The 11,299-nt window shown below is 68.2% G+C and carries 10 protein-coding genes and 2 pseudogenes; 9 read left to right on the forward strand and 3 right to left on the reverse strand.

Going from position 1 to position 11,299, the window contains the following annotated elements:
- Positions 1-42 precede the first annotated feature (42 nt).
- From HOV91_RS36455 to HOV91_RS36465, 3 genes are all read left to right on the forward strand, one after another.
- A complete protein-coding gene (locus HOV91_RS36455) occupies positions 43-471 on the forward strand; it encodes a hypothetical protein (RefSeq protein ID WP_174189766.1) in 429 nt (142 codons plus the stop codon).
- Positions 472-565: 94 nt separating this feature from the next.
- Positions 566-1,651, forward strand: coding sequence for an urease accessory protein UreH domain-containing protein (locus tag HOV91_RS36460; protein ID WP_043737277.1), 1,086 nt, complete (start codon positions 566-568; stop codon positions 1,649-1,651).
- A gap of 23 nt (positions 1,652-1,674) precedes the next feature.
- Positions 1,675-1,896: a heavy-metal-associated domain-containing protein gene (locus tag HOV91_RS36465; RefSeq protein ID WP_043737279.1), complete on the forward strand. Its 222-nt coding sequence runs from the start codon at positions 1,675-1,677 to the stop codon at positions 1,894-1,896.
- Between the two features lie 584 nt (positions 1,897-2,480).
- Here the strand turns inward: HOV91_RS36465 and HOV91_RS36470 are convergent.
- Complete coding sequence (locus tag HOV91_RS36470; RefSeq protein WP_043737281.1) at positions 2,481-2,933, reverse strand: MerR family transcriptional regulator; 453 nt, start codon at positions 2,931-2,933, stop codon at positions 2,481-2,483.
- A gap of 138 nt (positions 2,934-3,071) precedes the next feature.
- Positions 3,072-3,617: a thioredoxin family protein gene (locus tag HOV91_RS40345; RefSeq protein ID WP_063711432.1), complete on the reverse strand. Its 546-nt coding sequence runs from the start codon at positions 3,615-3,617 to the stop codon at positions 3,072-3,074.
- Between the two features lie 359 nt (positions 3,618-3,976).
- Between HOV91_RS40345 and HOV91_RS36485 the strand changes: the two genes are divergently transcribed.
- The 4 genes and pseudogenes from HOV91_RS36485 to HOV91_RS36500 all read left to right on the forward strand — a co-directional run bounded on the left by HOV91_RS36485 (position 3,977) and on the right by HOV91_RS36500 (position 8,047).
- Entirely contained in the window at positions 3,977-4,714 is a 738-nt protein-coding gene (locus HOV91_RS36485) for a helix-turn-helix domain-containing protein (RefSeq protein ID WP_043737283.1), read from the forward strand.
- 63 nt (positions 4,715-4,777) lie between these two features.
- The gene (locus tag HOV91_RS36490; RefSeq protein ID WP_051047329.1) at positions 4,778-5,710 is read left to right on the forward strand and encodes a sterol desaturase family protein; all 933 of its coding nucleotides are present in this window, start codon (positions 4,778-4,780) and stop codon (positions 5,708-5,710) included.
- Positions 5,711-5,858: 148 nt separating this feature from the next.
- Positions 5,859-6,656: pseudogene (locus tag HOV91_RS36495) on the forward strand (PLP-dependent cysteine synthase family protein); the annotation flags it as partial.
- A complete protein-coding gene (locus tag HOV91_RS36500; protein ID WP_083888036.1) occupies positions 6,605-8,047 on the forward strand; it encodes an MFS transporter in 1,443 nt (480 codons plus the stop codon). The pseudogene HOV91_RS36495 and the gene HOV91_RS36500, both read left to right, overlap by 52 nt.
- 616 nt (positions 8,048-8,663) lie before the next feature.
- On the opposite strand, the gene HOV91_RS36505 is transcribed toward HOV91_RS36500, so the two are convergent.
- A complete protein-coding gene (locus HOV91_RS36505) occupies positions 8,664-8,918 on the reverse strand; it encodes a Rieske (2Fe-2S) protein (protein WP_043737286.1) in 255 nt (84 codons plus the stop codon).
- Between the two features lie 82 nt (positions 8,919-9,000).
- Here HOV91_RS36505 and HOV91_RS40715 point away from each other — a divergent pair.
- Both HOV91_RS40715 and HOV91_RS36515 read left to right on the forward strand, forming a co-directional pair.
- Positions 9,001-9,395, forward strand: a pseudogene (locus tag HOV91_RS40715) (ArsR/SmtB family transcription factor).
- The coding region (locus HOV91_RS36515) for a heavy metal translocating P-type ATPase (protein WP_174189767.1) at positions 9,392-11,299 on the forward strand (1,908 nt) is incomplete at its 3' end. The pseudogene HOV91_RS40715 and the gene HOV91_RS36515, both read left to right, overlap by 4 nt.

The raw sequence follows: 11,299 nt of genomic DNA on the forward strand, positions 1-11,299 counted from the left end.
TCCTACTACAGGGCTCCGTAGTTGGTTGGTACTCTCGGCGGGGTGACCGCCGCCCCGCCCTCGCGTCGCATACCTGTGCGCCTGCTCGCGGTGCCGGCGGCGCTCGTGGGAATTGCGCTGATGCACGGACTCCAGTGCAAAGACGGCATGCCGGCGCTGCCGATGGCGCATGCGGGGGTGCACTCCATCGACACGACCGCCAGCGCCGGTGACCGCGTGGACCACCTTGTCACCGACACGCTTCACGCCGTGAAGACCGCGGCCGACGCCGCGGGCGACCCCGTGATGCTCGGCGGTGTACTCGCCGCGTGCATGGTCGCCATCCTCACCTGGCTGGCGGTGTCGACACTGCGCCCGCCGCGAGCCACGGCGACGGCGGCCATACCCATTCGAGCCGGGCCCACCCGCGCGGCTCGCGCCGCGCTACCTCGCGCACCCACCCTCGCGCAACTCTGCGTGCTCCGGACATAGGAAAGACCACCGCCCACCTGCCTGGCCCGCGCCGCGGCCCGGTCGGTGGCGCTCGCGTGTCTTCCTCTGCCCACCTCTGCTTTCAGGAGCTTGCGTGAATCTCCTCGCTATCCTCACCACCGGCCTGTTCGCCGGTGGTCTCTCGTGTGCCGCCGTGCAGGGCGGACTGCTCACCGGATTGATCACCCGTCAGCGCAGCACAGCCAGCGAAACGATCGCCGCGCTCGCACCGCAGACCACCGTCGCAGGCGAGGGCACCGGCTCGGCCGCACCCGCCCGGTGGTCGACCCGGCTGGCCGACGACCTCACCCCCGTCGGCGGATTCCTCGCCGGCAAACTCGCCTCCCACACCCTGTTCGGCGCCCTGCTCGGAACGCTCGGCGGCGCCGTCCAACTGTCCCTCGGGATGCGCACCTGGCTGCAGATCGGCGCCGGAGTGCTGATCGTCACCTTCGGGCTCGCCCAACTCGGGGTCCCGGGCTTGCGCCGCATTGTGATCGAACCACCCGCGTCCTGGACGAGGCTGGTCCGCAGTCAGGCCCGCTCCCAGGCCGCTCTCGCGCCCGCCCTGCTCGGCCTGGCCACCATCCTCATCCCGTGCGGGGTGACCCTGTCGGTCGCGGCCCTTGCGCTCGCCTCCGGCTCACCATGGCAGGGCGCAGCGATCATGGCGGTCTTCGTCCTCGGCACCGGACCACTATTCGCGGTCCTCGGTTACGCCGCCCGCCTCACCGCGACCGCCTGGCGCGGAAAGCTCAGCCTGGCCACCGGGCTGGTGGTACTCGCCATGGGCCTCTACACCCTCAACGGCGGACTCGAACTCGCCGGATCCCCACTCGCGGCCAACCGCATCACCGCATCACTCAGCCCCGCGGGACCCGCACCCGACGCTGCAGCCGCCTCCATCGCCAACGGCACGCAGACAGTGACGATCACCGCCCGCACCGGCTCCTACACCCCCCACACCATCGAAGCCGCCGCCGGGATCCCGACCACGCTGGTGATCAAGTCCGACAACGCATCCGGCTGCGTCCGATACCTCGTCATCCCCGACCGGGACATCGAAAAGATCCTGCCCGCCAGCGGAGAAACTCGCATAGACCTGGGCGTACTACAGCCCGGCCGGCTCGACTACACCTGCGGCATGGGCATGTACTCCGGCACCATCACCATCGCCTGACACACAAAAGGACCGAGCACGAAATGGCCACCAGCACACACGAATTCCGCATCGAAGGCATGCACTGCGGCAGCTGCGCCCTGCTCATCGACGACACCCTCGACGACCTCCCCGGAGTCCACAACACACAAACAACCATGAAAAAAGGCCACAGCACGGTCGAACTCGACACCAGCACCACCACTCCCACCGACATCGTCGCGGCCATCGAAAAACTGGGTTACACAGCGACTCTCGTATCCTGAAACCCTTCAAGGTCACCGCACCCGGCGGCCACCCCCAGAACGGCGACCACCGCGGCGGCGAGCACCAACACCCCGGGTTGTGGCGAACCGCCCGCTCAAAGCTCGACGAGTTGGCGGACGAAGTTCGTGAAGGAGAACCTCATGTTCACCGGAGAGGACTCGCCGCTGGCGACGCTGCGGCTATCGGTCATGGGTGCCTTCGCCGAGTTTGAGCGGGCACGATCCAGGACGCCAGCGTGAAGGGAGCGCCGCGGCCAAGACTCGCGACGTCTGCACCGGCCGCAAAAGCCCTCACCCCGAGCAGGCCCCGCGAATTGCGTGAACGGGCAAGCGCCGGTGAGCGTCTGTGCACCTGCTCGAGGTTTCGGCGACGGGTGCCTGATCTGTGAAGCCGTGACCATAGCAATCCGGCTGCCCCGGCGACGATCAAGACGTAGCCGAGGGGTTCGAGCCAGGACAGACTGGTCAGGACCACTCCGCCCGAGACCGCACCGGCCGCGACGAGCAGCGGTGCCGCGCAACAGCCGATGCACAGCAATGCGCGGAGCCCTATAGGTGCCCACCAGCGGCGGTTGTTGGTCGTTTCAGCAGCCACATCGGCCTCCGACGGTGTCGGTCACACCGGTGTTGTTGGTGAAAGGGATTGGGCAGTCGAGGTTTTCGCTGCATGTCAGCAGGTCCTCGCACCCCGCAGCGAGCGCGGCGGCAAGGGTGTCGCGCACAGCGTGGAGTTCGGCGAGTTTCGCGTCGACCTCGGCGAGTTTGGCGGCCGTGCGCGCCGCCAGCCCGGCATCGACGCGGCGGCGGCCGACGAATTGGGTGGAATCGAGCAGATCGGCGACCTCTTCGAGGGTGAACCCCAGCTTCTGGGCGGCCTTGATCACCCGCAGCACAGTGAGAGCCTGTTGTGGATACACCCGATGCCCGCCCAGCGAGCGGGCAGGTTCGGCGAGCAGCCCGCGCCGTTCGTAGTAGCGCAGCGTCTGGATGTTGACACCGGCCGCTTCGGCGAGCTGACCGGTACGCAGCCCGCTCACGCCGCCCTCGCCGCGCTGGCTTGCGCGGCCAGACCGTCGAGGACATCGACGCGGGCCTCGGGCACCGCGATCTGCATCGACAACCCGTCCGAGCCTCGGGCAGCGAAGGTGAAGGAGAAGAATGAGCAGCACCGGGATTCACGCGCGGCCAGGGCCCCGGGCGGTGGATTCGGCGGTGGCGTCGAGCTCGAGATGCAGCAGCGTCGGCGACACCCGCTGCACGCCGCGCAGCGCGGCGGAGAACAGCCCGGCGAACTCGGCTTTCCGCAGCGGCTGTTCGGCAGTGGGCAAGGTGCAGGCATCGACCGGCGCCCACAACGAGGCTCGTTGGGTGGGCGGCCCAGCCGATGCCAGCACCTCACCGAGCCAAGCGCGCACCGAAGGCTCCGGCTGCGCGCCGATCATCGTAGCGACCGGCTCACCGCCGACGAAGGCGATCATCGTCGGCGTCGATGTCACATCGAACCGGCCGACGGCCACGGGGCTCTGGTCCGCGTTGACTTTGACGATCTCCACCTGCTCACCGAACTCGGTGGCAAGGGACTCCAGCACCGGGGCCAACCGCCGGCACGCACCACACCACGTTGCCCAGAACTCGACCACCACCGCGCGCGACTGCTGTCCCGAAACGATGGTGGCGAGCTCGGCGTCGGTAATCTCCCGAATCGAAGCCTGCATGGCCATGACCTGCACCTCCAGCGATCCAGCGCCGAGGATCAGCGCTGCCTACCTCGACGCTAAACCTGTACCTCGGTACCGAATTCAACCCATTTCGATGCGAAAGTACGAAGATCGCACCCTCCCGCACGGCCGCTGCCGCACCAGACACGGGGCATCGCTACGACTGGACTGTCGACTCCGGCCAAGTATCGAACCGGAATCGACACGGCCTTGTCGTCGCACCCGGCAGCGCTGCCGCCGAGGCACCCCACGGCACCCTCATGACGCCGAATGCCTGCGTCGCGATGGCTATCATCTACTGATGGCGATCAACCGGCGCGCCGTCGCCGATGGTGGCACTGTCTGGATGGTGGTGACGGGGCATGAGCGAGACCATTTGGCATGGCGGTGCCCTGATCCGCCCAGGGCTGCTGGGGTTCTCTGGATCGATCGGACCGACCGGCACGCACTCCCACCACGCGGTGCAGGTGATGGTCTCCGACACCGAAATGGTCGTCGTCGACGAGGCAGGTCGCGCGCACCGTGGTCGGCAGGTGATCGTGGTGGCGGATGCGGCGCACCGGATCGAGCGCGGCGCCGAGTTCGGGATCGCGGTCTTTCTCGAACCAGAATCGGCGGCAGGCCGGGCCGCCGAGCGTCACAGCCGCACTCACGGGTGGACCGGGGGACCACCGCTCGGCGCAGTACTTGTGAGGCCGGATCGGCGGTTGAGTGATTGCGTCGCCGATCTGCTCGCCGGGTTGGTGCCCGACCCGGCCCCGCTCGGTCGTCATCCGTCGGTGACTGCCGCCCTCGATCTGATTCCTGGTTTGCTGGCATACGGCCCGGTCCGCACCGGCGATGTCGCGCGGCGGGTAGGTCTGTCCACGACGCGGTTGACTCACCTGTTCAGCGCTCAAGTCGGGCTGCCGCTACGCCGATACGTGTTGTGGTCTCGGATTTCAACGGCGATCGCCCGGGTCGCAGCCGGTGACGACCTCACCGCCGCCGCGCATGCCGCAGGCTTTTCCGACAGCGCTCACCTGACCCGCACGTGCCGGGACACCTTCGGCTTGCCGCCGTCCGCGCTGACCAGAAATATCCGTCTCGGCACCGGGTAGTCGAACCCAGCCCAGCCGAATCGTTCAAGCTCGATCCCGGCATCGGCGGCCAAGCTCGATGCCATGAACACGATCACTGCACCCACGCTCACCCCTGGCCAGCGGCTGGCCCGCTACGGGTATGTGCCGTTGATGATTCTGGGGATCGGCGGGGCCGCGCTCGCGCTGGCCCGCACTCCCGCAGCGCCGCTGTGGCTGCTGCTGCTCGTACTGGCCGGAGTCGGGTTGTCTTTCGCGGTCGAACGGATCATCCCCTACACCGGGGACTGGAACACCTCGCACGACGACGCCGGACGCGACACGATCCACGGCATTGTCAACGAGGGCGGGTTGTTGCTGACGGTGTTGGTGGTGCCGATCGCGGCGGCGCTGTCGCCGTTGGAATCGTTGTGGCCCAATGCCTGGCCGCTGCTGGCGCAGGTGCTGCTGGCGGTGCTGGTCACCGACGTGGGAATCACGTTGGTGCACTTTGCCAGTCACAAGATCGGTGTGCTGTGGCGGTTCCACGCCGTTCATCACAGCGTGCGTCGCTTCTACGGCTTCAACGGCCTGATGAAGCATCCCCTGCACGGTGGTGTCGAGTTGCTGGCGGGTACGGCGCCGCTGCTGATTCTCGGTATGCCCGCCGTGGTGGCCGAGGTCCTCGCGGTGTTGATCGCGGTGCAGTTGCTGCTGCAGCACTCCAACGCCGACTACCGTGTCGGCCCGCTGCGCTACGCGCTCGCCCTCAACGAAGGCCACCGCTTCCATCACCTCAAATGGGCCGGGATCGGCGACGTCAACTTCGGGTTGTTCACCTTGATCTGGGATCACCTGCTCGGCACGTTCTCCTTCGACCCACAGCGCAGGTTCACCAGCGACGACCTCGGCATGGCCGCCAAACCGAACTACCCCGACGCCTACCTCGCTCAACTGGCCGAGCCCTTCCGACCCAGTGGCGCCTGCAAATTCAGCGACACACCCGACATCCCGACCCGGGAAACCGAGCCTCGCTAACCGAGCACCACAGCAGGCACCGAGCCTGGCCCTGGGCTCTGTCCGTCCGACCGGTGCCACTGCTATCTTCTATACATTCATACATAGCAATGTATTTATGCAAATGAGTGGTTGTTGAATCTTGATGCGGCGCAACCGCATCCACGACACGAAGGTGACCGATCCCGGTATGGAACCCATCGTCGCGCAGATGCTCGCAGCGTATGGAGCACGCGTCGATCTCGTCTGCGAACCGCACCCGGCCGGGGGCTGGCAGCAGGCGCGCCGTGACCGGGTCACCGAACTGCTCGACCGGGAGGCCGATGCCTGGTGCCCGGATCAATACAACAATCCCGACAACGTCGATGGCTACGAGCCCCTGGCGCTCGAGCTGGTGGAACAGTTGGGCACAGTGGATGTGCTGGTGTGCGCGGTCGGCACCGGCGGCCACTCCGCCGGCGTTGCGCGGGTGCTGCGCCGGTTCAACCCGGATCTGACGCTGATCGGTGTGGACACGGTGGCCTCCACGATCTTCGGCCAGCCCGCAGGTCCGCGCCTGATGCGCGGCCTGGGTTGGAGCATCTACCCATCCAATGTCGACTACGCCGCCTTCGACCAGGTGCACTGGGTGGCGCAGGCCGAGGCGGTGTGGGCCTGCCGCACCCTCGCCGCCACCCACTACACCTGCGGCGGTTGGAGCGTGGGAGCCGTGGCTTTGGTCGCGGGATGGGCGGCCCGCACCCATGACGCCGACACTGTGATCGCGACGGTGTTTCCCGACGGGCCGCAGCGCTACTTCGACACCGTCTACAACGACAAATACTGCGCCGAGCATGGTCTGCTCGACACCGCCCCGCCGACCGAACCGGATACCATCGCGCACCCGACCCAGCGGGTGGTGCAATCCTGGACCCGATGCAGCACCGTCATCGAGCCGCGCCGCCGAGCCGAGGAGGCGCTCTCGTGACCGTATTCCCAAACTTCCGCAGCTTCGACCTCGCTGCGCGGCTGCTGATGGTCAATCAGTTCGGCATCAACCTGGGTTTCTACATGTTGATGCCGTACTTGGCGGGCTACCTGGCCGGTCCGCTCGGGTTGGCGGCGTGGGCGGTCGGTCTGGTGCTGGGGGTGCGTAACTTCTCCCAGCAGGGCATGTTCCTGATCGGCGGCACGCTGGCCGACCGTCTCGGCTACAAACCACTGATCGTCGCGGGATGTCTGCTGCGCACCGGCGGCTTCGCGCTGCTGGTGTTCGCGACCTCGCTGCCAGGATTGCTGATTGCTTCGGCCGCTACAGGTTTCGCCGGTGCACTGTTCAACCCTGCGGTGCGCGCATACCTCGCCGCCGACACGGGCGAGCGCCGGGTGGAGGCGTTCGCCGTGTTGAACATCTTCTATCAGGCAGGCATCCTGGCCGGACCGCTGGTGGGCCTGGCGCTGATGGCGCTGGATTTCCGGGTGACCGCAGGCGCGGCGGCGGTGGTGTTCGCGGCGCTGACAGTCGCGCAGTTGTTCGCGCTGCCTGCGCGGCGGGCCGATGTGGCGACCGAGCCGACGTCGGTGCTCGACGACTGGCGCACGGTGGTCGCCAACCGGCGGTTCCTGGCCTTCGCGGTGGCGATGATCGGCTCGTATGTGCTCTCGTTCCAGGTCTATCTCGCCCTGCCGTTGCAGGCCCAATTCATCGCGGGAGCACGATCGCAGACCCTGGTGTCGGCGCTGTTCGTGGTGTCCGGGGTGGTGGCGGTGGCCGGTCAACTCCGGATCACCGCATGGCTCGAGACGAGGTGGGGTACCGGGCGTAGCCTGGTCGTCGGCATGGGGATCCTCGCCGTGTCGTTCCTGCCGCTGCTGGTTATTCCCGGACGAGACCGGTTCGGGGTAGGCGCCGCGGTCGCGGCGCTGCTGGTGTCGGCCGCGTTGCTGGCCATTGGTACGGCAGCGGTATTTCATTTCGAGATGGACACCGTCGTGTCACTGGCGGGCAGAGGGCTGGTCGCGACTCACCACGGCTTCTACAACACAGTGGTCGGTGTCGGTATTCTCGCGGGCAACCTCGCCACCGGCGCGGTCGTCGGCGCCGCACGCACTACCGGCGCGAACTGGGCGGTATGGCTGGGGCTCGCCGTGATCGGCGCTGTCGCGGCATTCGCGCTTCACCTACTGGATCGACCCCCGCTGGAGGGGCATGCCGAACCGACACCGGCGCAAGCCCATCCGGTGAACACACTGTATACCGGAACAGGCGCCGGCCCAGGGCTCGGTAAGGGCCTGAGCCCACGCCGACGCTGCGCCGGGCTGCGCGATGTCGCCCCCGGGCCCGGCGCCGGCAGACGGCCGCCAACACGGTCGCGGTGATCGAACCGGCGACGAGGCAGCGCGCAGCGATTTCCTGGCCGCGCCCTGTGATGACCGCGACCGTCGAAGCCACCCGGCAGGTCGGTTCGACACGTCTTCGGTGCGGCCGGGTTCGAACGACACGACACCTGAGATTCGGATGCCCGCGCCGCGACCCCTGATCAGCCGGCCTGTGGGGAACAGCGCGCGGGGTTCGAGGTCGAGCCGGGTGACCGGGACCACCTCGGGCGGGGTGAGGCTGAGCACCCCGTCGCCGGAACGCGAATGGTGCGGGTGATGCGACGGGGTGATGGTGGCCAGAGCATCGGTGTCGACGGTGGCCCCCGGCGGCCAGGCGTTGGCGGCGTCGGTGATGTCCAGGGCGGTCGGGAAGATCGCGTAGTTGGCGACCAACTCGTTGAACGTCACCACCCCCGCTCCTGCTGGTCGGGTCCGTGGTGGCCGAAGCTTTCCGCCGAACATCAGCTACTCGGCGAACCCGTGGAACGCCTCGGCCCGGTTGGTGATCGCCGTGATCTGCTCCCGCAACTCCGGCTCCGCGCGACCGAACACTCGAGACCAGTGTCAACCGCCGACCGTTGCCCCCCTTTCCGGCGTATTGCGGTTCTCATCCCTTCTATAGGACGACGATCTCTGTCGCTTCGATGCTGACGGTACGGGTGGGCAGCGGTTCCCGGGCCGGGCCGTGCAGGACCGCTCCGTCGGTGATGCTGAATTTGCTGCCGTGGCAGGGACATTCGATGGTTCCGTCGGCGACGTTGCCGACGGTACCGCCGAACCTTGCTAGAAGCTGATTCGACGAACAGCTGATCGAGGTCCTCATCACCCGGCTGGCTACTTTGCGACTGGGGGCTTCGGTGTTATCGGCCATAGGTCTGTCGGTGTGCGGCCGGATTGCTCGATCGATCGCGCAACCTGTCGATATCAACGGATATGACAGTTATCATCGGATTATGGCGATGAATCATGGTGATGGATGTCTGGCCGGTGCGGAGGGCCTGGATCCGGCGGTGGCGTTGTTCCACAGCCTGTCGGATGCGACGCGGTTGGCGATCGTGCGTCGGCTGGCGTTGGGGAGGCGCGGGTGGTGGATCTGATGGCCGGGTTGGGGTTGGCGCAGTCGACGGTGTCGGCGCATGTGGCGTGCCTGCGTGACTGTGGGCTGGTGGTGGGGCGTCCGCAGGGTCGGCAGGTGTTCTACAGCCTCGCCCGCCCGGAGCTGATGGATCTGCTGGCTTCGGCGCAGACGCTGCTGGCCGCGACCGGCAACGCGGTGGCGTTGTGCCCGAACTACGGCACCGACTCCACCACCGCGACCAGTGAGGTGTCGATGGAGGTGCGGGCATGAGTGACGCATGCTGTGGCCCCGACGAACCCACCAGCGGCAGCGGTGAGGTCGAGGAGCGGGAGCCGGAGAAGCTGTGGGAGGTCAGTGAGTTGCGCGCGGCCGCGGTCGCCGGGGTGCTGCTGGTCGCGGCACTGATCACCGGCTGGGCCGGTGGCCCGCGGGCGGTGGAGTTGAGCTTGGAAGCTGCCGCGCTGCTGGTCGGCGCCTACACGTTCGTGCCGTCGACCCTGAAGCGGCTGGTCAAGGGCAAGATCGGGGTCGGCACGCTGATGACGATCGCCGCGATCGGCGCGGTGATCCTCGGCGAGGTCGGTGAGGCCGCGATGCTGGCGTTCCTGTTCTCCATCAGCGAAGGCCTCGAGGAGTACGCGGTCGCGCGCACCCGCCGCGGTCTGCGCGCCCTGCTGTCGCTGGTGCCCGAGCAGGCCACCGTGCTGCGCGAGGGCACCGAAACCGTCGTCAGCCCTGCGCAGTTGCGGGTCGGGGACCGGATGCTGGTCCGTCCCGGTGAGCGGCTGGCCACCGATGGTGTGATCGTCGAAGGCCGCAGCAGCCTGGATGTTTCGGCGATCACCGGGGAATCGGTGCCCGTGGAGGCCGGACCCGGGTCGGAGGTGTTCGCCGGGTCGATCAACGGCACCGGCGTGCTCGAGGTCGAGGTCACCACCACCGCCGCCGACAACTCCCTGGCGCGGATCGTGCGGATCGTGGAAGCCGAACAGGCCCGCAAGGGCGAGGCCCAGCGGCTGGCCGACACGATCGCCAAACCCCTCGTTCCGGGGATCATGATCGCCGCCGCGGCGATCGCGGTCCTCGGTGCGATCTTCGGGGATCCGGCGACCTGGATCGAACGCGCCCTGGTGGTACTGGTTGCGGCGTCCCCGTGCGCGCTGGCGATCTCGGTGCCGGTGACCGTGGTCGCCGCGATCGGCGCGGCGAGCAAGCTGGGTGTGCTGGTCAAGGGCGGCGCGGCCCTGGAGGCGTTGGGCAAGGTGGGGCAGGTGGCGCTGGACAAGACCGGCACCCTGACCGCGAACAAGCCCGCCGTGGTCGACGTCGCCGCCATCGACGGCGTCGAGCCCAGCCGGGTGTTGGCTGTCGCGGCGGCACTGGAGTCCCGCAGCGAACACCCCCTCGCCCGCGCCATCCTCACCGCTACCGGAACCGTCACCCCGGCCACCGAGGTCGAAGCCGTCACCGGCGCCGGGCTGACCGGCCGCGTCGAGGGCCGCCCGGCCCGTCTGGGCAGGCCGGGCTGGATCGAGGCCGCCGCGCTGGCCGCGGAGGTGGAACGCATGCAGCACGCCGGTGCGACCGCGGTGCTGATCGAGGACGACGGCCGGGTGATCGGCGCGGTCGCCGTGCGTGACGAACTGCGGCCCGAGGCCCGCGAGGTCATCGACCGTCTGCACGCGGCTGGGTGCCGGGTGTCGATGCTCACCGGCGACAACGCCCGCACCGCGGCCGCGCTGGCCGCTGAGGCGGGGATCGACACCGTGCACGCGGATCTGCGCCCAGAGGACAAGGCCCGCATCGTCACCGACCTGCGTCAGGGCCGGTTCACCGCGATGGTCGGCGACGGTGTCAACGACGCGCCCGCTCTGGCGACCGCGGATCTGGGTATCGCGATGGGCGCCATGGGCACCGATGTCGCGATCGAGACCGCCGATGTCGCCCTGATGGGTGAAGACCTGCGGCATCTGCCGCAGGCCCTGGCCCACGCCCGCCGCGCCCGAGCGATCATGCTGCAGAACGTCGGGCTGTCGCTGGCTCTGATCACGGTGCTGATCCCGCTGGCGTTGTTCGGGGTGCTGGGGTTGGCGGCGGTGGTGGCGGTGCACGAGCTCGCCGAGATCGTCGTCATCGCCAACGGTGTCCGCGCGGGCCGCACCACCCCCCTGGCC

This window comes from Nocardia barduliensis (assembly GCF_013315795.1).
Taxonomy (GTDB): domain Bacteria; phylum Actinomycetota; class Actinomycetes; order Mycobacteriales; family Mycobacteriaceae; genus Nocardia; species Nocardia barduliensis.

Excerpts from the sequence above, each read along its gene's own strand:
- HOV91_RS36490 (WP_051047329.1), top strand. The coding sequence starts at position 4,778 with ATGAACACGATCACTGCACCCACGCTCACCCCTGGCCAGCGGCTGGCC.
- HOV91_RS36465 (WP_043737279.1), top strand. The coding sequence starts at position 1,675 with ATGGCCACCAGCACACACGAATTCCGCATCGAAGGCATGCACTGCGGC.
- HOV91_RS36500 (WP_083888036.1), top strand. The coding sequence starts at position 6,605 with ATGCAGCACCGTCATCGAGCCGCGCCGCCGAGCCGAGGAGGCGCTCTC.
- HOV91_RS36505 (WP_043737286.1), bottom strand. The coding sequence starts at position 8,918 with ATGGCCGATAACACCGAAGCCCCCAGTCGCAAAGTAGCCAGCCGGGTG.
- HOV91_RS40345 (WP_063711432.1), bottom strand. The coding sequence starts at position 3,617 with ATGGCCATGCAGGCTTCGATTCGGGAGATTACCGACGCCGAGCTCGCC.
- HOV91_RS36485 (WP_043737283.1), top strand. The coding sequence starts at position 3,977 with ATGAGCGAGACCATTTGGCATGGCGGTGCCCTGATCCGCCCAGGGCTG.